Source organism: Stenotrophomonas sp. YJH_SMC_79, from assembly GCF_059367995.1.
The window spans coordinates 38297-64773 of record NZ_JCAFRK010000008.1 but is presented as its reverse complement, the minus strand read 5'-3'; the positions used below and the strand labels follow the sequence as shown (position 1 = coordinate 64773).

The following is a 26477-nucleotide window of genomic DNA, read 5'->3' as shown; positions in this document are numbered from 1 at the left end:
GGAACCACCCGATCCCATCCCGAACTCGGAAGTGAAACGCAGCTGCGCCGATGGTAGTGTGGCTCAAGCCATGCGAGAGTAGGTCATCGCCAGGGTTTACACCCAAAACCCCGCTGCTCACGCAGCGGGGTTTTTCTTTGTGCGCAGTAAATGCGGGTAGTGCCGGCCGCTGGCCGGCAACCCGATGGCGTCACATCGCCCGGTAGATCCACGCCATGCGTGGATGCCCTCTGCGAGAAACCATGGCGCCAACCAAGGTTGGCCGCTACCAATCGTTTGCCGGCCAGCAGCCGGCACTACCCGTAGACCCACGCCATGCGTGGATGGGGCGCTCGCCGTGTAAAGAGGTGCCAACCAAGGTTGCCACCCACCAATGGCGGAGCGCACAAAAAAAGCGGCGCCCCGTGGGGCGCCGCTCTGCTCTCAACGATGTTCAGTCGAGAATGGCCCGGCTTACTTCGCCGAAGCCTTGTCCTTCATCATCGCGTCGCGGGCCGCCTTGAACGGGTTGCCCTCATACCAGTTCGGCCAACGATCGCCACCGGCCAGTTCCTTGCCGACGCCGTACATCAGCTGCAGGTCTTCGACGGTACCGTCAAGCTTCCAGGTGGACGCATCGAACTCGTCCTTCGGGCCGTGGTAACGGTTGGCACCGTAGTCCGCAGCGGCCTTGCGGCCGGCGTCCACGCCACCCTCGCGCAGATCCTCGCCACCATCGGCGTACAGGGCCGGCACGCCGGCCTTGGCGAAGTTGAAGTGATCCGAGCGGAAGTAGAAGCCGCTCTGCACCGAGGTCTCACCATGCAGGGTGCGGTCCTGGGCCGCAGCCAGCGGCTTGAGGATGTCTTCCAGCTCCGAGCTGCCGAAGCCGGTGACGGTCACGTCCTTGGCACGGCCGGCCACGGACATCGCGTCGATGTTGATCACACCGGCGATCTTGTCCAGCGGGAAGGTCGGGTGGGAGACGTAGTACTTCGAACCCAGCAGGCCGGATTCTTCCAGGGTCACCGCCAGGAACACCACCGAACGTTCCGGCTTCGGATCCTGGTGGGCCATTGCTTCGGCCACCTCAAGGATGCCGGCCACGCCGGTCGCGTTGTCGACCGCACCGTTGTAGATGTTGTCGCCGGTTTCACCCTCGTGCTTGCCCAGGTGGTCCCAGTGCGCCATGTACAGCACGGCCTCGTCGGCACGCTTGCTGCCCGGCAGCACGCCCACCACGTTGCGCGACTGCTTCTGCGCGATCTGGCTCTTCAGGTCGACCGCGGCGGTGGCCTTCAGTGGCACCGGCTTGAAGCCGCGCTTGCTCGCATCCTTGTAAGCCTGCGCCAGGTCCAGGCCGGCACCGGCAAACAGCGCCTTGGCCGCGTCGGCACTCAGCCAGCCCTGCACCGGAATACGGGCCTCCGGGTCATCCTTGGCCGGCAGGTCGTACTGGGGGCCAGCCCAGGAGTTCTTCACCACATCCCAGCCATAGGAAGCGCCGGCGGTGTCGTGCACGATCAGCGCGGCGGCGGCGCCCTTGCGCGCAGCCTCCTCGAACTTGTAGGTCCAGCGGCCGTAGTAGGTCATGCGCTTGCCGTCGAACAGCTTCGCGTCATCGACATGGAAGCCCGGGTCGTTGACGAACATGACGACCGTCTTGCCCTTCCAGTCCTGGCCGGCGTAGTCGTTCCACTTCTGCTCCGGTGCATCGACGCCGTAGCCGACGAACACCAGGTCGCTGGCATCGACCTTCACCTCGGCCTGGCCGGTACGGGTACCCACCACCATGTCGGTGCCGAACTTCAGTTCGGTGGTCTTGCCGCCCTGGGTGATCTTCAGCACGGTCGACGCGTCGGCCGTGGTCTCGGTCATCGGCACATCCTGGAACCAGCTGTCGCCGTTGCCGGGCTGCAGGCCGATGCGCTGCATCTGGTCGCGGATGTAGTTGACCGTCAGTTCCTCGCCCTTGCTGCCCGGGGCGCGTCCTTCGAATTCATCCGAAGCCAGTGTCTTCACCATCTCGGCGAAGTCGCCAGCGTTGATCTCGGGGGAGAACGCATGGGCCGCCGGCTTGGCAGCGGCGGTGTCGGTGGCCGGCGCGGGCGCCGGAGTGTCTTCGCCTTTGCAGGCACTGAGCGCGGCCGCAGCGGCCAGGCACAGGAGGAGTTTGCGGGGCATCGTCGATTCCTGGAAAACAAAGGGCGGCCGCACCTCGTGTACGACCGGTAACAGCGAGTATCACCGAACCGATGGGCGCGGTGTGCTCAGTCCGCCGGAGCGGTTTCGGTGTCGAACGGGATCGGCTCGGCGCCGGTGACCGGGCCGATGCGGGCCGTGCGGTGCACGTACAGCACCACCTCGCGCTCGAACTGCAACGGGCCGTCGACCACGGCATTCGGGCCGATGATCACGCGTGGCTTGCGGCTGGCGGTCAGCGAGACGCTGAAGTTCGGCTTGCGCACGTGCACACCGCCCTTGACCTGCGAACCGATGCCCACGGTGATGTCACCGTTGACGGTTTCCACGTCGTTGCCGACGCGGCTTTCAACCAGGCCGATGCCACCGTTCACGGTTTCGACGCCGCCTTCAATCTGGCTGCCGCGATCGCTGAAGATGCTGCCGTTGACGGTGCTGACGTTGCCATGGGCGATTACTTCGCGGCCCAGGCGTACACCGCCGTTGACCGTTTCGATCTTGCCGGTGCGCGCGCGATCGGCGACCTTCACCCCGCCGTTGACGGTGTCGATGCTGCCGGTCTCGACGCCTTCGCCGACGCGGATGCCGCCGTTGACGGTATCCAGCTTGCCGTAGCGCTGGCCGGGTTCGGCGCTGATGCTGCCGTTGACCTTGCTGATGTTTTCCTGCGCTGCCACCGGCGCGGTGACCAGCAGTACGCCCAACAGCAGCGGAATGGAGAGAGCTTTCATGGGGACCTCGATGGATGTGCGGCTGGCAGGCCGCGTGCGGAGATGTCACCATTCCCCGGTAGCCCCCGCAACTGCCTGAAGTCACTGGAAAGCCCTTGCGCGACAACGCCTTCCCATCACGCCGACATCACATCGCCGCTGCCCGCGGCGGGCGCTGCCTGCTGTTGGGGCTGGCCTTGGCACTGGCGTTGCCGCTGCCGGGTGCCGCGCAGACCACGCGCGAGACCGAGCGCAGGCTGCAGAAGCTGCGTACCGAGTTGAAGGGCGTGGCGCAGGAGCGCCGGCAGATCGAGGGCCAGCGCGGCCAGGCATCACAGCAACTGCGCGAGGCCGACGAGAAGGTCGCCCGCAGTGGCCGCGCGCTTGCGCAGACCGAAACCGCGCTGCGCGAGCAGAGCCGGTCGCTGGCCGAAGCCGAGCAGCGCCGCAGCACCCTGCAGGCCAACCTGGCCCAGCAGCACCGCGAGCTGGCCGGCCTGCTGCGCGCGGCCTATCAGCTGGGCAACCATGCACCGTTGAAGCTGCTGCTGTCGCAGGACACGGTGGCCGACGCCAACCGTGCCCTGGCCTACCACCGCTACCTGCAGCGCGAACGTGCGCAGCGCATCACTACGCTGACCGCGGACCTGAAGGAACTGGAAGTGCTCCAGGCGCAGATCGCCGAACGCCAGCAGAAGCTGCAGGGCGCACAGCGCGACCAGAAACAGCAGGCGGCCACGTTGGCCGCCGACCGCCGCGACCGCGCACAGACCGTGGCCTCGCTGGACGAACGCTTCAAGGACCGGCGCGAGAAGGAACAGGCGCTGGGCCAGGACGCCAAGGCACTGGAAACGCTGCTGGCCAACCTGCGTGCCGCAGCGGCCCGGGCCGAAGCCGAGCGCCGCGCCGCCGCGCGTCGGGCAGCCGCTGAAAAGGCTGCTGCCGAGCGTGCCGCACGCCAGGCCGCCGCGCAGGGCCGCCCGCCACCGCCGCCCACCAAGGTCCCGCCTGCCGTGGCTTCCGCGCCGGCGCCGAAGGTGGGGGGCCTGGGCTGGCCGTTGTCGGGCAACCTGCTGGCCCGCTACGGCGGAAAGCTGCCCGACGGCCGCACCAGCAGCGGTGTGTTGATCGGCGCGCCCGCCGGCAGCACCGTCACCGCCGTGGCCGACGGCACCGTGGTGTTCTCCGATTGGATGACCGGCTACGGCATGATCCTGATCGTCGATCACGGCAACGGCTACATGAGCCTGTACGCGCACAACGACACCCTGCTGAAGGATGCGGGTGCCCGGGTCAGCCGCGGCGATGCGGTGGCCAAGGTCGGCAACTCGGGTGGGCAGGGCGTCACCGCGCTGTATTTCGAGCTGCGTCGTGGTGGGCAGCCAGTCAACCCGGACAGCTGGCTGCAGCGGCGCTGAATCCGGCATCGCCGCGTACGGGTCGGATTCAACGGGAATTTAGCTGTGCTTCGCGCATAATCGGTGCATGTGCCTTGGGCACGATGCCAACGTCGACAGGAGTGATCCATGCGCGCAGCCCGTACCGCCACCCTCTTGCTGGCCTTGTTGCCGGCGCTGTCCTGGGCGCAGCAGACTGCGCCCGCCCCGAGCCAGGAAACCAGCGGGCAGGCAGCGAACAGCGAGGAGGCGGTGACCTCGAAGGTGCCGCTGGAGGACATCCGCCGCTTCGTGGCCGTGTACAACGCGGTGCGTGCCGCTTATGTCGACCCGGTCGATGACAAGAAGCTGATGCAGTCGGCGGTGCGCGGCCTGTTGCTCGACCTCGACCCGCACAGCACCTATTTCAACAAGGAAGACGCGCAGGCCTTCGACGAGCAGGCCAACGGCGCCTACGAAGGCATCGGCGTGGAGCTGCAGCAGCAGCCCGACAACGCCAGCATGAAGGTGATCTCGCCGATCGACGACACGCCGGCAGCCAAGGCAGGCATCCTCGCCGGTGACCTGATCATCGCCATCGACGGCAAGCCGATCAGCGCAATTGATGCGAGCGAACCGTTGCGTGGCCCGGCCGGCAGCAAGGTGGTGCTGACCATCGTGCGTGCGGGCAAGCCGAAGCCGTTCGACGTCAGCCTCACCCGCCAGACCATCCGCGTGACCAGCGTGCGCAGCCGCCTGCTGGAACCGGGCTATGGCTACATCCGCCTGAGCACCTTCCAGGCCGACACCGGGTCGGACTTCCAGAAGCACGTGCAGCAGCTGCAGAAGCAGTCCGGTGGCCAGCTCAAGGGCCTGGTGCTGGATCTGCGCAGCAACCCGGGTGGACTGCTGACCGCCGCCGTGCAGGTGGCCGACGACCTCCTCGAGAAGGGCAACATCGTCAGCACCCGCGGCCGCATCAGCATCAGCGATGCACGGTTCGATGCGACTCCGGGCGACCTGCTGAAGGGCGCGCCGGTGGTGGTGCTGGTCGATGCCGGTTCGGCCAGTGCCTCGGAAGTGCTGGCCGGTGCGCTGCGCGACAACAAGCGCGCGCGCGTGGTCGGCAGCCGCACCTTCGGCAAGGGCTCGGTGCAGACCGTGCTGCCGCTGGACAACGGTGACTCGGTGAAGCTGACCACCGCGCGTTATTACACGCCCAGCGGCAAGTCGATCCAGGCCACCGGCATCGTGCCGGAGGTCGAATTCAAGCCTGCCGCGCGCCCCGAAGATGACGCGTTGCCGGCCAGCCTGAGCGATTACAGCGAAGCGACGCTGCCGGGGCATCTGCGTGGCGACGACGAAGGCACCGAGGGCTACCACGCCGGCGCGGTGCTGCCGGGCGACGGCCCGATCAACGATGCGCTGGCCGAACTGAAGAATCCCGGTTCGGTGGCTGCACGGTTGAAGGCCGAAGCGGCGAAGGCAGATGCGGCCAAGGCCGCGAAGGCCGCTGCGGCGAAGCCGGAAGCCAAGGCCGAGTCGAAGCCGGAAGCAAAGCCGGAAGCAAAGCCGGAAGCAAAGCCGGAAGCAAAGCCGGAAGCAAAGCCCGCACCGGCCCCGGCCAAGCCGTGAGGTAGCGCCGGGCCATGCCCGGCGTCGGCTCAAGGGCGGAAGAAGAACACAAATGCCGGCCAGCGGCCGGCACTACCGGGGCGGTCAGAACCCGTGCCGCTTGCGCAGCCGGCGTGCGATCGCCGCACGAACGTAGACTCCGTACACCAGGCCAAACATGAAGCCGCCGATGTGGGCCCACCATGCCACCATGCCGAAGCTCGGGCCGATATGGGCGAACACCACCTGCAGCGCGGCCCACACGCCGATCAGCAGGTAGGCCGGGGCCCGCACGAACTCCAGGAACAGGCCGAGCGGGATCACCACGCCCAGCCGCGCCCCCGGGAACAGGGCCAGGTAGGCGCCGATCAGTGCCGAGACCGCGCCACTGGCACCGATGATGATCTGGTCCGGGCTGCCCATGGTGTAGATGGCCACCAGGTTGGACACCGCGCCGCCGACCAGGAACAGCAGCAGCAACCGCCACGGGCCCAGCACCCGCTCGGCGGGCAGGCCGAAGATCAGCAGGAAGACCAGGTTGCCCAGCAGATGCGACCAGTCCGCGTGCAGGAACAGGGCGGTGAACAGGCGCAGCACGCTGCCGTCCTGCAGCGTCGCCCACCAGTCGAGCGGGTGGGTCAGGCCGGTGGACAGGGCGCCCCAGTCCAGCCAGAGGCTGCCGCGGGCATCGTCCGGGCGCGAGATCGACCACAGGAACGCCAGCCACAGTGCCGCAAACAGCACGGGCGTGGCCCAGCGCAGGGCCGCCTTCTTGCGCGACGGGAGGGAGACGAACATGGCACTAGCCTAGCGTGCGGGCGCTTGCGACGGGGATTGTCCTGTTCAGCTTTTGAGACGAAAAAACCGCCTGCGCCGTTATTGTTTCATTAACGGCTCTGGGTAATACTCGCATACGGCGTCGTATGTCGGGAGGGGAATCCGGCGCGCTTCGACGGGCCCCCGGGCCTGGCGGGCGCAGGCGCACTCAGAGCACCATCACCGCTTACCGGAGAGAGAACTACGATGCAAACCGCTTCCACCATTGCCCGTCTGACCCTGCTGGCCGTCGGCGTTGCCGGTGCGCTGGCCGCCGCCGACGCCAACGCCGCTGCCTTCCAGCTGAAGGAAAACAGCGCCAAGGGCCTCGGCCGCGCGTTCGCCGGCTCCGGCAGCGCCGAAGGCGACGCCTCCATTATCGCGGTCAACCCGGCCGGCATGCGCCAGCTGGATGGCACCCTGATTCAGGGTGACCTGAGCGCCATCAGCTTCAAGGCCGAGTTCAAAGGCCAAGGCCGTAAGCCGACCGGCGCCGCGCAGACCGGCGGTGACGGCGGCGACGCAGGAATGATCGCCCCGGTTCCGGCCGCGTACTTCCATATGCCGGTCGGTGAGAAGGCCCACTTCGGTGTGTCGCTGACTGCTCCGTTTGGTTTCAAGACCCAGTACGACAATGGTTGGGTGGGTCGCTACAGCGGCCTGAAGACCGATTTGAAGGCCATCGATCTTGGCTTCGCCGCATCCTATGACGTGAACCCGTACGTCTCCTTTGGCGCGTCGGTGTTCGTCGAGCACCTGACTATCGAGCTGAGCAACAACATCGATTTCGGTACTGCGCTGGCCCAGGCCCGCGTGCCGGGTTACGCCCCGGGCAGTGCCGATGGCAAGCTGACCGTCGAAGGCGACAACAATGCAGTGGGCTGGACGGTCGGTGGTCTGTTCTCGATCGATGAGAACACCCACATCGGCCTGAGCTACCGCTCCAAGGTTACGCACAAGATCACCGGTGGCGATGCCACCTTCCTGATGCCGAACGACAATGGCCGCACCGCGACCATCCTGGGACAGACTCAGCCGGGCCAGTTCGTCAGCACCAGTGGCAAGGCAACCGTAAAGCTGCCGGCGTCGGCAACCCTCAGCGTGACCCACAAGGTCAACGACCGCTGGACCGTGATGGGTGACGTCACCCGCACCGCTTGGTCGACCGCATTCGACGCTGTCACCATCGACTATGCTTCGGCCCAGAAGGACTCTGTGCTGGACTTCGGCTATCGCGATACCACCTTCGTGTCGCTGGGTGCGGACTACAAGCTGAGCGATACCGTCACGCTGCGCGGTGGTGTCGCGCTGGACCAGACCCCGACTACCGACGCACATCGCGATGTCCGCGTGCCAGATACCAGCCGCAAGTGGCTGTCGCTGGGCGTGGGCTGGACCCCGTCTGCGAACACCGAATACAACTTTGGCTACACCCACCTGTTCACCAGCGACCCGAACGTGAACATCAAGCCGACTACCAATAACCAGGGCAACTCGCTGGCTGGCAAGTACAAGGTCCGTGGCGACGTACTGGCAGCTTCGTTCCAGTACAAGTTCTGATTCGGGCGACTGCCTGAAGCAGTACGAAGGAGGCCCCGCGCAAGCGGGGCCTTTTTTTGTGTGGGGATGGTTCGGGGCATCCACGCATGGCGTGGATCTACCGGGTTGTCCACGCAGCGCACGGATCCACGACAATGGCGCCATGAACCTGTCCGATCCGAACTTCCAGCTGGAGCTTGCCGCAAACATCGCCGTCGCCGGCTCGATCCTGCTGGCCGGCCGCAACAACGTGCACACCTGGTGGCTGGGCATCGTCGGCTGCGCACTGTTCGCGGCAGTGTTCGAGCGCTCGCATCTGTATGCGGACATGGTGCTGCAGTTCTTCTTCATTGCCATCAGCGTGCTGGGCTGGTGGCAATGGCTGCGCGGCGACCACGGTGCACCGCTGCCGATCACCGCGTTGCGACCACGCGCGTGGGCCTGGCTGGCGCCGCTGGCGGTGGTGGCGACCTTCGGCTACGGCTGGATGCTGACCCGCCTGACCAACGCCTACGCGCCCTACATCGATTCGGCGGTGCTGGTGCTCAGCGTGATCGCCCAGATCCTGATGATGCGGCGCAAGCTGGAATCGTGGTGGGTGTGGCTGCTGGTGAACACCGTGGCGGTGCCGCTGTACTACAGCCGAGGCCTGCACCTGACCTCGATCCTGTACGTGGGCTTCTGGATCAACGCACTGGTGGCGTTGCGTCACTGGCGCAATCTGATGCGGGCCGGGACCAAAGCAGCCCCGGAAACCGTGTAGAGCCGAGCCCGTGCTCGGCTACGCCAGGAAAGCCGAGCGTGGGCTCGGCTCTACAGGAAGAGAAAGCACAAAAAACCCCGCTTTCGCGGGGTTTTTCGTTTACTGCATCAACCGGACGATCAGTCGCCCAGGGTCAGCAGCGAGGCGTTGCCGCCGGCGGCGGTGGTGTTCACCGTCACCGTCTTCTCGGTGGCGAAGCGCAGCAGGTAGTGCGGGCCGCCGGCCTTCGGGCCGGTGCCGGACAGGCCCTGGCCGCCGAACGGCTGCACGCCGACCACCGCACCGATCTGGTTGCGGTTGACGTAGACGTTGCCGACGTGGACGCCGTTGCTGATGCGATCGACGGTCTCGTCGATGCGCGAATGCACGCCCAGGGTCAGGCCGTAGCCGGTGGCGTTGATCTGGTCGATCACCGCGTCGAGCTGGTCGCCCTTCCAGCGGATCACGTGCAGCACAGGACCGAACACTTCCTTCTGCAGCTGGCCCAGGTCCGTCAGTTCGTACGCGCGCGGTGCGAAGAAGGTGCCATTGGCGGCTTCGGTGGACAGTTCGGCCGCGGCGATCAGGCGCGCTTCGCGGTCCATGCGCTCAGCGTGGTCCTGCAGGATCTTCAGCGCATCGGCGTCGATCACCGGGCCGACGTCGGTGGACAGCAGGCCGGGGTTGCCGACCTTCAGCTCCTTCATCGCACCGGCCAGCATGGTCATCACCTTGTCGGCGATGTCGTCCTGCACGAACAGCACGCGCGCGGCCGAGCAACGCTGGCCGGCGGAGGTGAAGGCCGAACCGATCGCGTCCTTGACCAGCTGTTCCGGCAGCGCCGAGGAGTCGGCGATGAAGGCGTTCTGGCCGCCGGTTTCGGCGATCAGCACGCCGATGGCGGCGTCACGTGCGGCCATCGCGCGGTTGATCGCACGGGCGGTGTCGGTGGAGCCGGTGAAGGCCACGCCGGCCACGCGCGGGTCGGCAGTGAGCGCGGCACCGACGGTGGCACCGTCGCCCGGCAGGAACTGCACCACCTCGGCCGGCACGCCGGCGTCGTGCAGCAGCTTCACGGCGTAGTAGCCGATCAGGTTGGTCTGCTCGGCCGGCTTGGCGATGACGCTGTTGCCGGCGGCCAGTGCTGCGGCCACCTGGCCCAGGAAGATCGCCAGCGGGAAGTTCCACGGGCTGATGCAGACGAACACGCCGCGGCCGTGCAGCTGCAGCTCGTTCGATTCACCGGTCGGGCTCGGCAGCTTTTCGGCGTGGCTGAACTGCTCGCGCGCCTGCTTGGCGTAGTAGCGCAGGAAATCCACGGCTTCGCGCACTTCGGCGATGCTGTCGGGCAGGCTCTTGCCGGCTTCCTTCACGCACAGCGCCATGAACTCCGGCATGCGCGCTTCCAGCTGGTCGGCGGCGTGCTCGAGGATGGCGGCGCGGCTGGCGGCCGGGGTGCGGTTCCAGGCCGGCTGCGCGGCCACGGCGTTGGCCAGCGCCTTCTGCACGGTGGCGGCATCGGCGGCCAGCCACTGGCCGACCACTTCGCGGGTATCGGCCGGGTTGGTCACCGGCAGCGCGGCGCCGGCCGGGTTGGCACCCGGCACCAGCGGAGCGGCCTGCCAAGGCTTCACAGCCGCGTTGATCTGCTCGGCCAGGGCGCGCAGTTCGTTGTCGTTGGCGAGGTTGGCGCCCATGGAGTTCTTCCTGTCGTGGTTCTGGCTGCGCAGCAGGTCAACCGGCAGCGGGATCTTGGGATGCGGAATCGAAGCGAACGAGGACACCATCTCGACCGGATCACGGATCAGGTCGGCGATCGGCACGCGCTCGTCGGTGATGCGGTTGACGAAGCTGGAGTTGGCGCCGTTTTCCAGCAGGCGGCGCACCAGGTACGGCAGCAGGTCTTCATGCGAACCGACCGGTGCGTACACGCGGCAGGGCAGGCCCAGGCGGTCGGCCGGCACCACTTCGGCGTACAGGTCGTCGCCCATGCCGTGCAGCTTCTGGTGCTCGTACACGCCGCCGTTGGCGATGCTGCGCACGGCCGCGATGGTGTGCGCGTTGTGCGTGGCGAACATCGGGTAGATCGCGTCGGCATGGGTGAACAGGCGCTTGGCGCACGCGAGGTAGGACACGTCGGTGTTCTGCTTGCGGGTGAACACCGGGTAGCCCGGATAGCCTTCGATCTGCGCGCGCTTGATCTCGGCGTCCCAGTACGCGCCCTTGACCAGGCGCACCTGCAGGCGGCGACCGGCGCGGCGCGCCATGTCGGCCAGGTGGTCGATCGTGTACGGGGTGCGCTTCTGGTAGGCCTGCACCACCACGCCGAAGCCATCCCAGCCGGCCAGCGAGGCGTCGGAGAACACCTGCTCGATGATGTCCAGCGACAGCTCCAGGCGGTCGGATTCTTCGGCGTCGACGGTGCAACCGATGCCGTAGCTCCTGGCCAGCTGCGCCAGTTCCAGCACGCCCGGCACCAGGTCGGTCAGCACGCGCTCGCGCTTGGCGTGCTCGTAGCGCGGGTACAGCGCCGACAGCTTGATGGAGATGCCCGGCGCGTTGTTGACGTCGCCGTCCGGACGGCCGCCGCGTGCCTTGTGATCGCCGCCGATGGCGTGGATCGCACGACGGTAGTCTTCCAGGTAGCGCAGCGCGTCCTTCATGGTCAGCGCGCCTTCGCCCAGCATGTCGAAGGAATAGCGGTAGCTGGCGTTGTCGCCCTTGTGCGAGCGCGACAGCGCTTCGCTGATGGTGCGGCCCATGACGAACTGGTGGCCCATGATCTTCATCGCCTGGCGCACGGCCAGGCGCACCACCGGCTCACCCACGCGGCCGACCAGACGCTTGAACGCGCTGGGCGCATCGGCGCGGGTAGCGTCGTTCATCTGCACCAACTTGCCGGTCAGCATCAGGCCCCAGGTGGAGGCGTTGACCAGCACCGAGTCGCTGCCGCCCAGATGCTTTTCCCAGTCGGCATCGGCCAGCTTGTCGCGGATCAGCTTGTCGGCGGTGTCCTGGTCCGGAATGCGCAGCAGCGCCTCGGCCACGCACATCAGCAGCACGCCTTCCTCGCTGCCCAGGTCGTACTGGCGCATGAAGGCTTCGATCGCGCCCTGGTCCTTGGCACGCACGCGCACGCGGCCGACCAGGTCGGCCGCCAGCGCCTGCACCTTGGCCTGCTCATCGGCGGGCAGGCGGGCCTGGGCCAGCAGCTCGCGCACGTGGCTGGCCTCGTCCTTCAACCAGGCATCGGTGATGGCCTGGCGGAACGGGTTGGGGGGCGCCGGCAGTTCCGGCGACAGCAGCGCGCCGGGACGCGGAGCGTCGTGGGCGGCAGGGGAGGAGGAAGGTGCGTTCATGCCGGTCCGGCCAATGGAAAACTTGGCGATTTTAAACATTTTTGCGGCCTTCGGAAGTGCCGCACAGACACCTTCATGAAGGGCTGATAGCCCCTAACGGTGGTGGATTCGGCGTGTTCATAAAACCCGTCCATATTTGTGCCGAATTCGTCATTCGCGCCGCCGACCGCATGCTGTGTTGCAGCATGGGAAAAAGTGTGAATGCACCCTTGCTACCGGCGAGACGGCGGGGCTACCATCGAGACGTTTCCCGCGGCAGGAACGCGGTTGCGACATGATCGAGGTGCTTCCAGCTCCGGATGGGTCAGGTACGCAGCTGCGGCTGCGTCCCCCACGGGCGCTCGATGCCCGGCAGTTCGTCCTGTTGTTCACCGTGTTGTCGGGTGCGATGTGGCTGGTGTCCGCCCTCGGGTGGTTGGCCGGCAATGCATTCGCCCCCCTGTTCGCGCTGCTGTACAGCCTGGTGCTGGCGGCGGCGCTGCGTGCCTTGTGGCGCAGCGGTGAACGGCAGGAGGAGATCCGGGTAGTGCCGGCGTACGTGGAGGTCATCCCCGTACCCGGTGGATCGCCGGTGTTCCGGGCCCATCCCCACTGGGTGCGCCTGCTCACCGACGATGAGAGGGTCCGGCTGGCATCCAGCGGCCGGCAGGTGGAGGTGGGGAGTTTCCTCGCGCCGGCCGAACGTCAGACGCTCGCAGAGACACTTGAAAGCTTGCTCGCCGCCAGCGATGGCGGCAACCGACGACGCTAAGGGTCTAGGCAATGAAGCAAAGCAGCAGGTGGGGCACGAAGTGCGTGAACGCGGTTGCCGCAGTGCTGGCGACCGGGGGACTGATGCCGGCGTTGGCCTGGGCCCAGGCGGCCGATCCGAAGCCGTGGCAGCTGAACATGGGCAAGGGGGTGACCCAGACCTCGCGCCTGGCCTGGGAATCGAACAACCTCTCGTTGATCATCTGCACGGTGATCGGCGTCATCGTGTTCGGGGCGATGGCCTACGCCATCTTCAAGTTCCGCAAATCCAAGGGCGCGGTCGCGGCCACCTTCAGCCACAACACCAAGGCCGAGATCATCTGGACGGTGATCCCGGTGATCATCCTGATCGTGATGGCATGGCCGGCCACGGCCAACCTGATCAAGATGTACGACACCCGCGATGCCGAGATGACGGTCAAGGTCACCGGCTACCAGTGGATGTGGAAGTACGAATACCTCGGCGAGAACGTCACCTTCACCAGCCGCCTGGACCGCGAGTCCGACCGGGTGCGGCAGAGCGGCATCGTGCCGACCCGCGAAAGCCATCCGCACTACCTGCTGGATGTCGACAACCGCCTGGTGCTGCCGGTCGATACCAAGGTGCGCTTCGTCATCACTTCCGACGACGTGATCCACGCCTGGTGGGTGCCGGCGCTGGGCTGGAAGCAGGACGCCATTCCCGGTTTCATCAATGAAGCCTGGACCAGCATCGAACAGCCTGGCGTGTACCGCGGCCAGTGTGCCGAGCTGTGCGGCAAGGACCACGGCTTCATGCCGATCGTGGTCGAGGCGGTGTCCAAGGAAGACTTCAAGCAGTGGTTGGCGCAGCGCAAGCCGGCGCCGCCCACCGAGCCGGCAACGCCGGCGGCACCTGCAGAACCGGCTGCTCCTGCGAGCGAGGCACCGGCAGCACCTGCTGCTGCCGAAGCCGGCAGCGCACCTGCCACCGCAGCCAGCGGCGCGTGATGTAAAGCCCGCGGCCGCCAGCGGCCGTGGTGACAACCGATTCTGAGAGGTGTTTTGCAATGGCGCACTCGGCAGTTGGGCACGACGATCACCATCACCACCAGAGCTTCTTCGAGCGTTGGTTCTTCTCGACCAACCACAAGGACATCGGCACGCTGTACCTCGGTTTCAGCTTCATCATGTTCATCATCGGTGCGGCGATGAGCGTGGTGATCCGGGCCGAGCTGGCGCAGCCGGGCCTGCAGTTCGTCAAGCCCGAGTTCTTCAACCAGATGACCACCGTGCATGCGCTGGTGATGATCTTCGGCGGCGTGATGCCGGCCTTCGTCGGCCTCGCCAACTGGATGATCCCGCTGCAGATTGGCGCGCCGGACATGGCGCTGCCGCGCATGAACAACTGGTCGTTCTGGCTGCTGCCGGTGGCCTTCAGCCTGCTGCTGCTGACCCTGTTCCTGCCTGGTGGCGCGCCGGCCGGTGGCTGGACGCTGTACCCGCCGCTGTCGCTGCAGGGCGGTTACAACGTCGCCTTCAGCGTGTTCGCCATCCACGTGGCCGGTATCAGTTCGATCATGGGCGCGATCAACATCATCGCCACCGTGCTGAACATGCGCGCGCCGGGCATCGACCTGCTGAAGATGCCGATCTTCTGCTGGGCCTGGCTGATCACCGCATTCCTGCTGATCGCGGTGATGCCGGTGCTGGCCGGTGCGGTGACCATGCTGCTGACCGACAAGTTCTTCGGCACCAGCTTCTTCAACGCCGCCGGTGGCGGTGACCCGGTGATGTACCAGCACATTTTCTGGTTCTTCGGGCACCCCGAGGTCTACATCATGATCCTGCCCGCCTTCGGCGTGGTCAGCGAGATCATCCCGACGTTCAGCCGCAAGCCGCTGTTCGGCTACCAGGCGATGGTGTACGCCACCGCCGCGATCGCGTTCCTGTCGTTCATCGTCTGGGCCCACCACATGTTCACCGTGGGCATGCCGCTGGGTGGCGAGATCTACTTCATGTTCGCCACCATGCTGATCTCGATCCCAACCGGCGTAAAGGTGTTCAACTGGGTCAGCACCATGTGGCGTGGCTCGCTGACGTTCGAGGCGCCGATGCTGTGGTCGGTGGCCTTCGTCATCCTGTTCACCATCGGCGGCTTCTCCGGCCTGATGCTGGCGATCGTGGCGGCAGATTTCCAATACCACGACACCTACTTCGTGGTCGCCCACTTCCACTACGTGCTGGTGACCGGTGCGGTGTTCGCGTTGATCGCCGCGGTGTACTACTGGTGGCCCAAGTGGACCGGGCGCATGTACAGCGAGAAATGGGCCAAGGTGCACTTCTGGTGGTCGATCGTGTTCGTCAACCTGCTGTTCTTCCCGCAGCACTTCCTCGGCCTGGCCGGCATGCCGCGCCGCATTCCCGATTACAGCGTGGCGTTTGCCGACTGGAACCTGATCAGCTCGATCGGTGCGTTCGGCATGTTCGTCACCCCGTTCATGATGGCCGCGATCCTGCTGTCGTCGCTGCGCAACGGCGAGAAGGCCGAAGCGCGCAGCTGGGAAGGCGCGCGTGGCCTGGAATGGACGCTGCCGTCGCCGGCACCGGCTCACACCTTCACCACGCCGCCGACCATCCGCCCGGGGGATCTGGCGCATGACGACATCACGCATTGAGGTGGCGCATGCATAACGAGAGCCCGCTGCAGACCTGTAGAGCCGAGCCATGCTCGGCTGACGAGAAGCAGCCGACCAGCGGTCGGCTCTACAACAACGAAGAGCAGCCGACCAGCGGTCGGCCCTACCAGGGCGGAAGCATCGAGCAGCAGCGCCAGCGCGCCAGGCGCACGGCGATGTGGGTCGGCGCCATCGCCGTGCTGGTCTACGTCGGCTTCATCCTCAGCGGGGTGATCGGCCGATGAGCGAGGCGCCAGCCAGCACACCGTCACGCAGTGCGGGGCTGCCGCGCCTGATCGGTGTGGCGGTGGCGGTGTTCCTGCTCACGTTCTCGCTGGTGCCGCTGTACCGCATCGCTTGCGAGAAGGTGTTCGGTGTTCGCCTGGAGCGCGGCCCCGGTGGCGAAGCCAGTGCGGGTGCTGCAGCTGGCAAGCGCACCGTGCGCGTGGAGTTCGATGGCGGCGTCAATTCGCGCCTGCCCTGGTCGTTCCATCCCGAGCAGTTGACCATGGACGTGGTGCCCGGCGAACTCAACGAAGCGCTGTACTTCGCCCGCAACGACAGCCAGCAGGCGGTGGTCGGCAGTGCGGTGCCTTCGGTGGCGCCGGCACGTGCCTCGGGCTTCTTCAGCAAGACCGAGTGCTTCTGCTTCACCGCGCAGACGCTGCAGGCTGGCGAGAAGCGCGACATGCCGGTGCGTTTCATCGTCGATCCGGACCTGCCGCCGGAGATCAGGACGATCACCTTGTCCTACACCTTCTACCGCAACGACGCGCTGTCCGATCGGCTGGCCCCGGCCGCCACCTCGGAAGGCGCGCACGCCGCCCCCTGACCCGGATACCGACATGGCCCAGACACCGACCGACGCCAACGTGTACTTCGTCCCGGCCCAGAGCAAATGGCCGTTCGTGGGTTCCATCGCGATGATGGTGACCATGGTGGGCGTGGCCAGCTGGCTCAACGATGCCAGCTGGGGGCGCTGGACGTTCTACATCGGCATCGCGATGCTGGTGCTGACCCTGTTCTGGTGGTTCAGCGACGTCGTGCGCGAATCGCAGGCGGGCAACTACAACCACCAGGTCGATGGATCATTCCGGATGGGGATGATCTGGTTCATCTTCTCCGAAGTGATGTTCTTCGGCGCCTTCTTCGGTGCGCTGTTCTACACCCGCAACCTGGGCCTTTCGTGGCTCAGCGGCGAAGGCCGCGGGGTGATGACCAATGAGTTGCTGTGGCAGGGTTACTCCGCAGGTTGGCCGACCAACGGGCCGGCCGCCATCGGCGGTGCGTTCCAGACCATCCCGGCCTGGGGCCTGCCGCTGATCAACACGCTGATCCTGCTGACCTCCGGCGTGACCCTGACCATCGCCCACCATGCGTTGAAGGCCGGCAACCGCCGCCAGCTGCTGGTCTGGCTGGGCGTGACCGTGCTGCTCGGCCTGGGCTTCCTCACCCTGCAGGCGGAGGAGTACATCCACGCCTACAAGGAGCTGAACCTGACCCTGGGTTCGGGCATCTACGGTTCGACGTTCTTCATGCTGACCGGCTTCCACGGCGCGCATGTGCTGCTGGGCACGATCATGCTGATCGTGATGTGGCTGCGCTCGGCCAAGGGCCATTTCACCCGCGACAACCACTTCGCGTTCGAAGCCGCCGCGTGGTACTGGCACTTCGTCGACGTGGTGTGGCTGATGCTGTTCCTGTTCGTCTACGTGCTTTGACCGCGCACGCATCGGTGGCTTCAGCCGCCGATGCCGTGCGGCTTGATCCAGCCCATGTAGATGCTCACGATCACCAGTACGATCAGGGCCACCGACACCGCGATGCGGCGCGTCAGTGCGTTGACCGTGCGCTTGGTCTGGCCGCGGTCGACCACCAGGTAATACAGGCCGGCGCCCAGATTCCAGACGATGACGATCAGAAACGCGATTACCAGCAGGGTCTTCAGCGAATCACTCATGCGCGGCTCGAGGGCAGGGTGGATGCGCCTATCTGACCGCGTTTGCGCGGACTTGTCATGATGCGCCAGCACACGCGCGTGATCGGATGGCTGCTGGCGGTGCTGGCAATGGCTGCTTTCACCGCATTGGGGCTGTGGCAGCTGCAGCGCATGCATGCCAAACAGGCAATGTTGGATGCACAAGGTCCAGCCGCAGCGCAGGCACTGTCGTTGGCACGGGCGCTCGCGGCGCCCGGTGCGTTGCATGGCGTGGCCGATCACGGTCGCTTCCTGCCCGGCGTGGTGCTGCTGGACAACCAGACCCGGCACGGCCGCGCGGGCGTGAAGATCTACCGCCCGTTCCGCAGTGACGAGGGCAGCGTGCTGCTGGTCGATCTGGGTTGGCGCGCGCTGCCGCCGGATCGCACCCTGCCGGAGCTGCCGGCACCCCCTTCGCCGGTGGCCGTGCGTGGGCTGCTGGCGCCGCCGCCGTCGGCCGGATTGGCACTGGGCCCTGCGTTCTCCGCTACCGACGAGGCCGGGCGTTGGCTGGCCAGCCGCTTGCCCGCAGAGGGCCTCGCGGCGGCGCTTGGCCTGCCGGCATTGCCCGAGCGGGTCCTTCGACTGGACCCGACGCTGCCGTTCGGCGACGAACGCGACCTGGACCTGCTGCCGAACACGCTGCCACCGCAGCGCCACCTGGGCTACGCCGTGCAGTGGTTCGGGCTGGCCCTGACCGTGCTGGTGGTGGCGCTGGTGCTGGAATGGCGCAGGCGACGCGCCGTGGCCCGACCGGCATCCCTTACCCAACCATGAGAAAATGCACCGCATGAACACTGCTACGTCCCCGCAGGCGCGCGGCTCCGGCCGCCGGACCCTGGTGCTGCTGTTTGCCGTGTTCTTCGGGGCGATGGCGCTGGCTGCGGTATTGCGCTTCACCGGCTGGCAGCCGACCGGGCACCGCAATGCCGGCCAGCTGCTGAAGCCGCCGGTGGACCTGCGCCAGCAGGCGCCGACCCTGGCCAATGGCCAGGCCTACCCGTGGAACCCCGAAGCCCGTACCTGGCGCCTGCTGGTGGCGCCGGCCGGAGCCTGCGACGCGCAGTGCGTCACTTTGTCGCAGGGACTGGGCAAGGTGTGGCAGCTGTTCGGCCATAACGCCGATAATGTCGAAATCCTGTGGCTGGGAACGCCACCGGCGTCGATCGCCTCGCTGCCCGCGCTGCGGCCGCTGGCTCCGTCGCCAGCACTGCGCGCGGCCCTGCCCGGCGTCGACGATCCGGCTGGCCTGCCGGTCTACGTGATCGATCCGAACGGCTTCGTGATCATGCGTCATGCCCCGGGCACCGACCTGGGTGGCCTGCGCAAGGACATGGCCACGTTGCTGAAACTGAAGTGAGTCCCGTTTGATGAGCCTTTCCGCGCGTCCGGCGCTGCACCGCAATTTCCACCGCCTGGCGTGGTTCGCCATGATCATGACCGCGAGCACGATCATGTTCGGCGCCTTCGTGCGCCTGTCCGATGCCGGCCTGAGCTGCCCGGACTGGCCGACCTGTTATGGCCAGGCCACCTGGCCGCAGCACGTGGAAGAGACCATCGGCCACCCGGCGGCGGAGATCCGTCCGCTGGAGACCCACAAGGCCTGGCGTGAGCAGGTGCACCGCTTCCTGGCCGGCGCGCTGGGCATCGAGATCCTGACCCTGGCGCTGCTGGCCACGCGCAAGCGGCGATTCGGAAGCACGGCGGTGGTGACCGCCTGCGTTCTGGTGGCCGCCGGCATACCGCTGTACATGATGGGCTGGCATGGCACGGCCAGCGTGCTGGCGCTGATCGGCGAGGCGATCCTGCTGATCGCCGCGCTGCGCTGGAGCAACATCGACCTGGCGCGCGCTGCACTGCTGACCCTGGCGGTGGTGATCTTCCAGGCCCTGCTGGGCATGTGGACGGTGACCCTGCTGCTCAAACCCATCGTGGTGATGGGCCATCTGCTGGGCGGCATGTTGATGTTCGGCCTGCTGGTGTGGATGGCCTGGCGCGCAACGCACATGCCGATCACCCTGGCCGAAGCGCCGAAGCTGAAGTGGCTGCTGCGCATCGGCGTGGCGGTGCTGGTCACCCAGATCGCACTGGGGGGCTGGGTCAGTGCCAACTACGCGGCGCTGGCCTGCGGCGGCGGCAGCGCCTCGCTGGACAACTTCCCGCGCTGCGCCAACCAGTGGTGGCCGCAGCACAATTTCGTCGAGGGTTTCACCCTGTGGCGCGGCATCGGCGTGGACTACGAAGGGGGCGTGCTGGATGGCGCCTCGCGTATCGCCATCCAGATGGCGCACCGCCTGTTCGCGGTGGTGGTGGCGGTCTACCTGCTGTGGCTGGGCGTACGCCTGTTCCGGTTGCCGAGCATGCGTGGCTGGGCCAGTGCGCTGATCGCACTGCTGGTGCTGCAGGTCACCCTCGGCATCCTCAATGTGAAGCTGGCGCTGCCGCTGGAAGTGGCGGTGGCCCACAACGGCGTGGCCGTTGCCCTGTTGTTCGTGCTGGTCAGCCTGCTGGCCCGCCTGCGTGCCCCGGACTGATTCCATGTTTTCCAATTATCGCCAGTACTGGGACCTGACCAAGCCCAAGGTCGTCGCCCTCATTGTTTTCACTGCCCTGGTCGGCATGGTTCTGGCCATTCCGGGCGTGCCCAGCTGGGAGCAGGTGCGCGCCGGCGTGCTCGGTTTCCTCGGCATCTGGCTGGCGGCCTCGGCCGCAGCTGCGATCAACCAGCTGCTGGATGCGCACATCGATGCGCAGATGGCGCGCACTTCGTGGCGTCCGCTGGTGGTGGGCAAGGTCAAACCCTGGCAGGTGCTGGTGTTCGCCGGCGTGCTGATCGTGTTGTCGATGGTCATCCTGGTGCTGTGGGTGAACCTGATCACCGCGGTGCTGACCTTCGCCTCGCTGATCGGCTACGCGGTGATCTACACCGTGTACCTCAAGCGTGCGACCTCGCAGAACATCGTCATCGGTGGCCTGGCCGGCGCGATGCCGCCGATGCTGGGCTGGGCGGCGGTGACCGGCATGCAGGGTTCGTCGGACTGGGCGTACTCGTCGCTGCTGGTGCTGATCATCTTCATCTGGACCCCGCCGCACTTCTGGGCGCTGGCGATCTTCCGCCGCGAGGACTACGCCAAGGCGGAGATCCCGATGCTGCCGGTGACCCACGGCGTGGTGCACACCCGCAAGCAGATCATGGTGTATTCGGTGGTGCTGGCGCTGGTCTGCCTGCTGCCGTACCTGGTGGGCATGAGCGGCGCGTTCTACCTGGGCGGCGCGATCGTGCTCAATGCGGTGTTCCTCTGGTACGCCTGGCGCATGCTCAATCCGCCGGACGAGCTGTTCTCGATGAAGATGTTCTATTACTCCATCGTCTACCTGATGGCGTTGTTCGCCTTCCTGCTGGTGGACCACTGGATCCTGCCCTGGCTGTGACCTCGGGGTCGGATCCACGAAGGGGCTCTGACCCCACCTGATCGCGCGGACATCCACGCATGGCGTGGATCTACTTGAACCGCGGTTGCTGCGTCGCCATTGCTGTTCCTGACCCCCAAGGAAAGGAAGGCGCAGGGATGCATTCGATCTTCCGCTGGACCTCCGCGCTGCTGCTGGCGCTGGGCATGGCCGTGACCGCGCATGCCGACGACGCTACCGCGCAGATCCGCCAATACGCCGCTGACCATCGCATGCTGGTGCTGGGCGAATTCCACGGCACACGCGAGACGCCACTGCTGGTGCGGCAGCTGGTGGACGACTACAGCCGCGATGGCGCGCCGGTACTGCTGGCGCTGGAATTGCCGCGTGCCGAGAACCCCACGCTGCGCGACTATCTGCAGTCCGATGGCGGGGCCGCGGCGCGCCAGCACCTGCACGGCCGCGCGTTCTGGACCGTGCGCGACGACCAGCACGATGGTCGCCGCAGTCGCGACATGTTGGCGATGATCGAAGGCCTGCGCGCGCTGAAGGCGCAGGGCCGCGCGATCGAGGTGGTTGGCTACGACGTCAATCACAGTGACGGCGGCAGCCAGGCCCGCGATGACCGCATGGCCGCCGAACTACGGCGCCTGTACCGGCGCCTGCCCGATGGCGCACGCATGGTCGTGCTGACCGGCAATGTCCACGCCATGCTGCAGCGCCCCGCCGATGCCCCGCCGGACATGCAGACCCAGCCGATGGCATCGGCACTGCGCGACCTGGATATCTACAGCGTGCGGCTGGAAGCGTTGCGCGGCCACTTCTGGGGATGCATGGACCGTTGCAAGGCTCTGGCCCTGCTCGAACGGCCAGCCCGTGCGCCGGAGGTCAACACCCATGCCAGCCGCGAATACGACCTGTGGGTGTGGATGCCGGAGCTGAGTGTCGGCACGCTGGTGGAGCCGTGAATCCACGCATGGCGTGGATCTACTGTAGTTCGAGGCCACGCGTTGATGGATTTCCAGGTCAGGGCTTGCGCCTCGCATACCGCTGCGCGATCACGCCGCAGACGATCAGCTGGATCTGGTGGTAGATCATCACCGGCAGCACGATGGCGCCGAGGCTGCCGCCGGCGAACAGTACCTTGGCGATCGGCACGCCGGTGGCCAGGCTCTTCTTCGAGCCGCAGAACACGATGGCGATTTCGTCCTCGCGGTTGAAGCGCAGCCGGCGGGCGATGAAGGTGATCAGCGGCATGGCGATGCCGAGCAGCACGGCGGCGACCACAGCCACCGCAAACAGCGACAGCAGCGGTGTCTTGCTCCACAGGCCCTCGGTGACGGCTTCGCCGAAGGCCGAGTACACCACCAGCAGGATGGTCGCCTGGTCGGTGTAGCGCAGCAGCGCGCGTTGCTTCTCCACCCAGCCAGCGATCCACGGCCGCAGCAGGTGGCCGGCCACGAACGGCACCAGCAGCTGCAGCATGATGCCGCCGATCGCATGCAGCGGATCGTGGATGCCGCCGGAGGTACCGGCCAGCGCGGTCAGCAGCAGCGGGGTCAGGAACACGCCGAGGATGCTCGACAGCGAGGCACTGCACACCGCTGCCGGTACATTGCCGCGCGCCATCGAGGTGAACGCGATGGACGACTGCACGGTGGATGGCAGGGTGCACAGGAACAGCACGCCCAGGTACAGCTCCGGGGTCAGCAGCCAGCCCGACAGCGGCTTGAACATCAGCCCCAGCAGCGGGAACAGGATGAAGGTGCAGGCCAGGATGGTCAGGTGCAGCCGCCAGTGCAGCATGCCGCCGATGATCGACTCGCGCGGCAGGCGCGCACCATGCAGGAAGAACAGCGCGGCGATGGCGACGGTGGTGACATCGTCGAGGACGATGGCGGCGGCGCCCTTCATCGGCAGCAGCGAGGCCAGGCCGACGGTGCACAGCAGGGCGAGGGTGAAGTTGTCCGGTCGCAGGCGCGACCACCAGCGGGTCATGGTGGGCAGAGTCCTTGGTGCGGTGGAGTCAGGGCGAAGTGGATGGCGTGGCCAGGCGCTGGCGGGTGGCGGCTTCCAGCGACTTCAGGCCAGCACGCTGGCCGAGCTGAAGGGCCTGTTCCGGGCTGGCATGTTCGTAGCGTGCATTGACCAGGCCGAGCACGGCACCGGCGCGGTTGCCGGACGCGCAGTGCAGCAGCACCGGCCCCTGGCTCTGCTGCAGGGCCTGATGCACGGCGTGCACATTGGCCGCATCCAGCCCCTCGGCACCGGCCACCGGAATGCGCACATAGCGCAGGCCCAGCGATTCGGCCACGCGGGTTTCATCGAAACCGCGGTCCTCGCCGGGCTGGCGCAGGTCGATCACGGTGCGTACGCCCTGCGCGGCCAAGGCCTGCAGCTGTGCGGCGCTGGGTTGGCCACCGGCATACAGGCCAGGGCGGACTTCGTTGAGGGACGCTTCTTCGGCCAGGGCCGTCAGCGGCAGGCAGAGCGACAACAACAGCAGGCAGGTCAGGCGCAGCAGCATGGTCCTCTCCGTGAAAGCGTTCTGCCCCTCTACAGGCGCAGCCCGGCGCGGGCCTTCAGCAGCTCGCGCAGTTCGTATTTGTCAGTATCGTCCAGACCCTGCTGGCGCTGCTTTGCCAACAACTCCTCCAGACGTTGCACCAGCAGCTGTTTCTCCAGTTGGGCCACCGCGTCGTGCAGTTCCTGGGTCCAGCTGGCTTCGGTGCCGGGCAGCGTCTGTGCCGCCAGTGTATGCAGCGAGGCCTGTTCCTCGCGGCCGTCGAAGTGTTCCAGCAGGGCGCCAGTGCTGATGTCCGGGCGCTGTTCGACCAGCCCCAACAGCTCCAGCAGCAGTTCCACGCCGGGCAGGCGCAGGCCCTGGAAGTGGTGCTGGCCGCCCAGGGTCAGCGCCAGTGAGGGCTGCTGCAGCAGCACGGCGATCGCGCCGCGCACCAGGCTGCGCTTGGCCACCGGCTGGATCGTGCGCGCGGGCTGGCGCTGCGGCATTGGTGCACGCGCGGACGCGGCATTGCCGCCGAGGCCGGTCAGCTGCGCCAGCTGCTGCTTCATCAGGTCGCCGAAGGCACCATCGGGAATCTGCGCCAGCATCGGCTTGGCGCGCTCGGCCAGGCGCGCCTTGCCGTCCAGCGTGCCCAGGTTGATCTCGCGGGTGAGTTCGTCAAAGAAGAACTGCGACAGTGGCGTGGCCTGCTTCAGGCGCTCGTTGAACGCCTCGGCGCCTTCCTTGCGCACGATGGTGTCCGGGTCCTCGCCATCGGGCAGGAACAGGAAGAAGGCCTGGCGGCCATCCTTCATGCGCGGCAGCACCGACTCCAGCGCCTTCCAGCCGGCGCGGCGGCCGGCGGCGTCGCCATCGAAGCAGAAGAACACGTCCGGCGCGTTGCGGAACAGCAGTTCGGCGTGGTCCGGCGTGGTGGCCGTGCCCAGCGTCGCCACCGCCTGGGTGACCCCGAACTGGAACAGCGAGACCACGTCCATGTAGCCCTCGACCACGATCAGCCGCTCGATCTTCTGGTTGGCCTGGCGCACCTGCCACAGGCCGTACAGTTCGCGGCCCTTGTGGAACAGCGCGGTCTCGGGCGAGTTGAGGTACTTGGGGCCGTCGTCCTTCTCGAACACGCGGCCGCCGAAGGCGATCACCCGGCCACGGCGGTCGAAGATCGGGAACATCACCCGGTCGCGGAACTTGTCGTAGACGTGGCCGCGGTCGTTCTTGGAGAACAGCCCGGCGCGGTCGAGCAGCTTCATGCGCCGCTCGTCCTTGCCCAGCGCATCGCGCAGGCCGCTGTAGCCATCCGGCGCATAGCCGATCTGGAAGCGTGCGCGGTTCTCTTCGTCCACGCCGCGGCCATCCAGGTAGCTGCGTGCCTTGTCGCTGCCTTCCAGGTTGTTCTGGAAGAACTTGGTGGCCGCCTCCAGCGCCGAATACAGCTCGCGGCTGTCGTCCTGCTGCTGGGGGCTGCGCGGGTTCTCGTTGCGCGGCACTTCCATGCCGGCGCGCTTGGCCAGTTCATCCACCGCGTCGAGGAATTCGAGGCGGTCGTAGTTCATCAGGAAGCTGATCGCGGTGCCGTGCGCGCCACAACCGAAGCAGTGATAGAACTGCTTGGTGGGCGAGACCGTGAACGAGGCCGAGCGTTCGTCATGGAACGGGCAGCGCGCTGCGTACTCCTTGCCCTGGCGCTTCAACGGCACGCGGCTGCCTACCACCTCGACAATGTCGGTGCGGGCGAGCAGGTCGTCGATGAAAGCGTCGGGGATACGGGCCATGGGCAACAGAACGGGGCGCGGCCGCCAGGGCGCGCAGCAGGGGCGGCAGGTTCCCCTAGTTTACTCGCTGGCGACGTCGGGGCTGGCCTGTTCCGCATCGACCCCGGCCCTGGCCAGCTGCGCCCGCGCATGCAGGCGCTCGTCGATCACTGCGGTCATCAGCGCACCGACGAAGAACACGGCGGTGGCGTAGTAGATCCAGACCAGCGCGATCACCAGCGCACCCATCGAGCCGTAGGCGCTGCCCGGGGCCACGGTGGCGATATAGACGCCGATACCGTAGCGGCCCAGGGTGAACAGCACCGAGGTGATGGCACCGCCGATGAAGGCCTGGCGCCAGGCCACGCGGCGGTCGGGCAGGTAGTGGTAGAGGAAGGCGAAGGCCAGCGTGTAGAGCAGCAGCGAGGTCAGGTAGCCGATCGCCGGCAGCACCGAGGGCAGCTGCGCGAACACCACCTGCAGTGCAGTGGTGGCGGTCATCGAGAGGATCAGCAGGAAGCCCAGTGCCAGCACCACGCCGAACGAGAACACGCGCTTGCGCAGCCACGCCTTTACGCCCTCCAGGCGCTGCCCGCTGGTGTGGAAGATGCGGTTCAGCGCGTTCTGCAGCTGGGCGAACACGGCAGTAGCGCCGACGAACAGCAGCAACGTGCTCCACAGCCCGGCCAGCGAACCGACGCTGGGCTGACTGTTGGCGTTGTGCAGCACGGTGTCGGCGACGCTGGCTACGCTGCTGCCGGCCACCGAACCGATCTGGCTGATCAGCGTCTGTTGTGCAGGCGGGTACAGCGAGGCGGTCAGCCACAGCAGCAGCACCAGCAGCGGTGCCATCGACAGCAGGGCGTAGAAGGAGACCGAGGCGGCCTGGGTCAGCACGTCGATTTCGACGAAGCGCTTGGCGACGGCCATCGGAAAGCTGTCCTGCAGGCGGTCAGCGTAGTGGCGAAGCCGTGCGGGGATGCCGTGGGGACGCGTGTCGGCGGGGGAGTGCGGTTGCTCGACCATGAGGGTGTTGTAACAGCCGGGGGTCGAAGGTGCGGTGAAGCGGGTGCATCAATGGGGTCGGAGC

General features: G+C 66.8%; 24 protein-coding genes and 1 rRNA gene. 16 read left to right on the top strand and 9 right to left on the bottom strand.

The genetic code is table 11. From position 1 onward, the window contains the following. Positions 1 to 95 (top strand): 5S ribosomal RNA (gene rrf, locus AC5P57_RS21790); the annotation flags it as partial. A 358-nt stretch (positions 96 to 453) separates the two neighbouring features. On the opposite strand, the gene AC5P57_RS21785 is transcribed toward rrf, so the two are convergent. Continuing rightward, on the bottom strand, positions 454 to 2163 hold the full coding sequence (locus AC5P57_RS21785; protein WP_099551648.1) for a M28 family metallopeptidase: 1710 nt from the start codon (positions 2161 to 2163) through the stop codon (positions 454 to 456). Positions 2164 to 2249: 86 nt separating this feature from the next. Then, entirely contained in the window at positions 2250 to 2912 is a 663-nt protein-coding gene (locus tag AC5P57_RS21780; protein WP_142807088.1) for a DUF4097 family beta strand repeat-containing protein, read from the bottom strand. A gap of 95 nt (positions 2913 to 3007) precedes the next feature. On the opposite strand from AC5P57_RS21780, the gene AC5P57_RS21775 reads away from it, so the two are divergent. Continuing rightward, positions 3008 to 4309 (top strand): murein hydrolase activator EnvC family protein, encoded by a 1302-nt coding sequence (locus AC5P57_RS21775; protein ID WP_142807089.1) that lies wholly within the window; start codon positions 3008 to 3010, stop codon positions 4307 to 4309. 108 nt (positions 4310 to 4417) lie between these two features. Next, entirely contained in the window at positions 4418 to 5902 is a 1485-nt protein-coding gene (locus AC5P57_RS21770; RefSeq protein ID WP_099551645.1) for a S41 family peptidase, read from the top strand. Positions 5903 to 5986: 84 nt separating this feature from the next. On the opposite strand, the gene AC5P57_RS21765 is transcribed toward AC5P57_RS21770, so the two are convergent. Next, positions 5987 to 6679, bottom strand: coding sequence for a rhomboid family intramembrane serine protease (locus AC5P57_RS21765; protein WP_099551644.1), 693 nt, complete (start codon positions 6677 to 6679; stop codon positions 5987 to 5989). Between the two features lie 225 nt (positions 6680 to 6904). Here AC5P57_RS21765 and AC5P57_RS21760 point away from each other — a divergent pair, with 225 nt between their 5' ends. Together AC5P57_RS21760 and pnuC are read left to right on the top strand one after the other, a co-directional pair. Beyond that, complete coding sequence (locus AC5P57_RS21760; protein ID WP_049417761.1) at positions 6905 to 8257, top strand: outer membrane protein transport protein; 1353 nt, start codon at positions 6905 to 6907, stop codon at positions 8255 to 8257. Between the two features lie 142 nt (positions 8258 to 8399). After that, positions 8400 to 8999 carry a nicotinamide riboside transporter PnuC gene (gene pnuC / locus AC5P57_RS21755; protein ID WP_262235194.1) on the top strand — a complete coding sequence of 200 codons (600 nt, stop codon included), beginning with the start codon at positions 8400 to 8402 and terminating at the stop codon, positions 8997 to 8999. Between the two features lie 119 nt (positions 9000 to 9118). On the opposite strand, the gene putA is transcribed toward pnuC, so the two are convergent. Continuing rightward, positions 9119 to 12337: a bifunctional proline dehydrogenase/L-glutamate gamma-semialdehyde dehydrogenase PutA gene (gene putA / locus AC5P57_RS21750; RefSeq protein ID WP_262235195.1), complete on the bottom strand. Its 3219-nt coding sequence runs from the start codon at positions 12335 to 12337 to the stop codon at positions 9119 to 9121. A 274-nt stretch (positions 12338 to 12611) separates the two neighbouring features. On the opposite strand from putA, the gene AC5P57_RS21745 reads away from it, so the two are divergent. From AC5P57_RS21745 to AC5P57_RS21720, 6 genes are read left to right on the top strand one after another with little or no spacing between them, the layout of a single operon-like run. Further along, complete coding sequence (locus tag AC5P57_RS21745; RefSeq protein ID WP_004153894.1) at positions 12612 to 13088, top strand: DUF2244 domain-containing protein; 477 nt, start codon at positions 12612 to 12614, stop codon at positions 13086 to 13088. An 11-nt stretch (positions 13089 to 13099) separates the two neighbouring features. After that, a complete protein-coding gene (gene coxB / locus AC5P57_RS21740) occupies positions 13100 to 14056 on the top strand; it encodes a cytochrome c oxidase subunit II (RefSeq protein ID WP_099551641.1) in 957 nt (318 codons plus the stop codon). A gap of 59 nt (positions 14057 to 14115) precedes the next feature. Then, on the top strand, positions 14116 to 15723 hold the full coding sequence (gene ctaD / locus AC5P57_RS21735; protein ID WP_005407790.1) for a cytochrome c oxidase subunit I: 1608 nt from the start codon (positions 14116 to 14118) through the stop codon (positions 15721 to 15723). A gap of 8 nt (positions 15724 to 15731) precedes the next feature. Continuing rightward, positions 15732 to 15968, top strand: a complete 237-nt coding sequence (locus AC5P57_RS21730; protein WP_099551640.1) for a hypothetical protein — start codon at positions 15732 to 15734, stop codon at positions 15966 to 15968. Next, positions 15965 to 16555 carry a cytochrome c oxidase assembly protein gene (locus tag AC5P57_RS21725; protein ID WP_099551639.1) on the top strand — a complete coding sequence of 197 codons (591 nt, stop codon included), beginning with the start codon at positions 15965 to 15967 and terminating at the stop codon, positions 16553 to 16555. Before AC5P57_RS21730 ends, AC5P57_RS21725 begins: the two co-directional genes overlap by 4 nt. A 13-nt stretch (positions 16556 to 16568) precedes the next feature. Further along, entirely contained in the window at positions 16569 to 17444 is an 876-nt protein-coding gene (locus tag AC5P57_RS21720; protein ID WP_099551638.1) for a cytochrome c oxidase subunit 3, read from the top strand. A gap of 20 nt (positions 17445 to 17464) precedes the next feature. Here the strand turns inward: AC5P57_RS21720 and AC5P57_RS21715 are convergent, their stop codons facing one another. Continuing rightward, positions 17465 to 17683: a twin transmembrane helix small protein gene (locus AC5P57_RS21715; RefSeq protein WP_099551637.1), complete on the bottom strand. Its 219-nt coding sequence runs from the start codon at positions 17681 to 17683 to the stop codon at positions 17465 to 17467. A 57-nt stretch (positions 17684 to 17740) separates the two neighbouring features. On the opposite strand from AC5P57_RS21715, the gene AC5P57_RS21710 reads away from it, so the two are divergent. The 5 genes from AC5P57_RS21710 (at position 17741) to AC5P57_RS21690 (ending at position 22080) form a co-directional block, all read left to right on the top strand. Beyond that, positions 17741 to 18478, top strand: a complete 738-nt coding sequence (locus tag AC5P57_RS21710; protein ID WP_099551636.1) for an SURF1 family protein — start codon at positions 17741 to 17743, stop codon at positions 18476 to 18478. A 13-nt stretch (positions 18479 to 18491) separates the two neighbouring features. Next, positions 18492 to 19061, top strand: a complete 570-nt coding sequence (locus AC5P57_RS21705; RefSeq protein ID WP_099551649.1) for a redox-active disulfide-containing membrane protein — start codon at positions 18492 to 18494, stop codon at positions 19059 to 19061. A 10-nt stretch (positions 19062 to 19071) separates the two neighbouring features. Next, entirely contained in the window at positions 19072 to 20235 is a 1164-nt protein-coding gene (locus AC5P57_RS21700) for a COX15/CtaA family protein (protein ID WP_032129725.1), read from the top strand. Between the two features lie 4 nt (positions 20236 to 20239). Then, the gene (gene cyoE / locus AC5P57_RS21695) at positions 20240 to 21133 is read left to right on the top strand and encodes a heme o synthase (RefSeq protein WP_010484229.1); all 894 of its coding nucleotides are present in this window, start codon (positions 20240 to 20242) and stop codon (positions 21131 to 21133) included. Between the two features lie 137 nt (positions 21134 to 21270). Beyond that, complete coding sequence (locus tag AC5P57_RS21690) at positions 21271 to 22080, top strand: TraB/GumN family protein (RefSeq protein WP_099551633.1); 810 nt, start codon at positions 21271 to 21273, stop codon at positions 22078 to 22080. A gap of 58 nt (positions 22081 to 22138) precedes the next feature. Here AC5P57_RS21690 and AC5P57_RS21685 read toward each other — a convergent pair whose 3' ends face one another. From AC5P57_RS21685 to AC5P57_RS21670, 4 genes are read right to left on the bottom strand one after another with little or no spacing between them, the layout of a single operon-like run. Continuing rightward, entirely contained in the window at positions 22139 to 23110 is a 972-nt protein-coding gene (locus AC5P57_RS21685) for a bile acid:sodium symporter family protein (RefSeq protein ID WP_447385796.1), read from the bottom strand. Positions 23111 to 23138: 28 nt separating this feature from the next. Further along, on the bottom strand, positions 23139 to 23639 hold the full coding sequence (locus AC5P57_RS21680) for a protein tyrosine phosphatase family protein (protein ID WP_099551632.1): 501 nt from the start codon (positions 23637 to 23639) through the stop codon (positions 23139 to 23141). A gap of 29 nt (positions 23640 to 23668) precedes the next feature. After that, positions 23669 to 25408 (bottom strand): DNA primase, encoded by a 1740-nt coding sequence (gene dnaG, locus AC5P57_RS21675; RefSeq protein ID WP_142807097.1) that lies wholly within the window; start codon positions 25406 to 25408, stop codon positions 23669 to 23671. Between the two features lie 60 nt (positions 25409 to 25468). Then, positions 25469 to 26413, bottom strand: a complete 945-nt coding sequence (locus AC5P57_RS21670; RefSeq protein WP_099551630.1) for a YihY/virulence factor BrkB family protein — start codon at positions 26411 to 26413, stop codon at positions 25469 to 25471. Positions 26414 to 26477 lie beyond the last annotated feature (64 nt).

Coding starts and splice junctions, on each gene's coding strand:
- AC5P57_RS21785 (WP_099551648.1), bottom strand. CDS start 2,163: ATGCCCCGCAAACTCCTCCTGTGCCTGGCCGCTGCGGCCGCGCTCAGT.
- AC5P57_RS21780 (WP_142807088.1), bottom strand. CDS start 2,912: ATGAAAGCTCTCTCCATTCCGCTGCTGTTGGGCGTACTGCTGGTCACC.
- AC5P57_RS21770 (WP_099551645.1), top strand. CDS start 4,418: ATGCGCGCAGCCCGTACCGCCACCCTCTTGCTGGCCTTGTTGCCGGCG.
- AC5P57_RS21765 (WP_099551644.1), bottom strand. CDS start 6,679: ATGTTCGTCTCCCTCCCGTCGCGCAAGAAGGCGGCCCTGCGCTGGGCC.
- AC5P57_RS21760 (WP_049417761.1), top strand. CDS start 6,905: ATGCAAACCGCTTCCACCATTGCCCGTCTGACCCTGCTGGCCGTCGGC.
- pnuC (WP_262235194.1), top strand. CDS start 8,400: ATGAACCTGTCCGATCCGAACTTCCAGCTGGAGCTTGCCGCAAACATC.
- putA (WP_262235195.1), bottom strand. CDS start 12,337: ATGAACGCACCTTCCTCCTCCCCTGCCGCCCACGACGCTCCGCGTCCC.
- AC5P57_RS21745 (WP_004153894.1), top strand. CDS start 12,612: ATGATCGAGGTGCTTCCAGCTCCGGATGGGTCAGGTACGCAGCTGCGG.
- coxB (WP_099551641.1), top strand. CDS start 13,100: ATGAAGCAAAGCAGCAGGTGGGGCACGAAGTGCGTGAACGCGGTTGCC.
- ctaD (WP_005407790.1), top strand. CDS start 14,116: ATGGCGCACTCGGCAGTTGGGCACGACGATCACCATCACCACCAGAGC.
- AC5P57_RS21730 (WP_099551640.1), top strand. CDS start 15,732: ATGCATAACGAGAGCCCGCTGCAGACCTGTAGAGCCGAGCCATGCTCG.
- AC5P57_RS21725 (WP_099551639.1), top strand. CDS start 15,965: ATGAGCGAGGCGCCAGCCAGCACACCGTCACGCAGTGCGGGGCTGCCG.
- AC5P57_RS21720 (WP_099551638.1), top strand. CDS start 16,569: ATGGCCCAGACACCGACCGACGCCAACGTGTACTTCGTCCCGGCCCAG.
- AC5P57_RS21715 (WP_099551637.1), bottom strand. CDS start 17,683: ATGAGTGATTCGCTGAAGACCCTGCTGGTAATCGCGTTTCTGATCGTC.
- AC5P57_RS21710 (WP_099551636.1), top strand. CDS start 17,741: ATGATGCGCCAGCACACGCGCGTGATCGGATGGCTGCTGGCGGTGCTG.
- AC5P57_RS21705 (WP_099551649.1), top strand. CDS start 18,492: ATGAACACTGCTACGTCCCCGCAGGCGCGCGGCTCCGGCCGCCGGACC.
- AC5P57_RS21700 (WP_032129725.1), top strand. CDS start 19,072: ATGAGCCTTTCCGCGCGTCCGGCGCTGCACCGCAATTTCCACCGCCTG.
- cyoE (WP_010484229.1), top strand. CDS start 20,240: ATGTTTTCCAATTATCGCCAGTACTGGGACCTGACCAAGCCCAAGGTC.
- AC5P57_RS21690 (WP_099551633.1), top strand. CDS start 21,271: ATGCATTCGATCTTCCGCTGGACCTCCGCGCTGCTGCTGGCGCTGGGC.
- AC5P57_RS21685 (WP_447385796.1), bottom strand. CDS start 23,110: ATGACCCGCTGGTGGTCGCGCCTGCGACCGGACAACTTCACCCTCGCC.
- AC5P57_RS21680 (WP_099551632.1), bottom strand. CDS start 23,639: ATGCTGCTGCGCCTGACCTGCCTGCTGTTGTTGTCGCTCTGCCTGCCG.
- dnaG (WP_142807097.1), bottom strand. CDS start 25,408: ATGGCCCGTATCCCCGACGCTTTCATCGACGACCTGCTCGCCCGCACC.
- AC5P57_RS21670 (WP_099551630.1), bottom strand. CDS start 26,413: ATGGTCGAGCAACCGCACTCCCCCGCCGACACGCGTCCCCACGGCATC.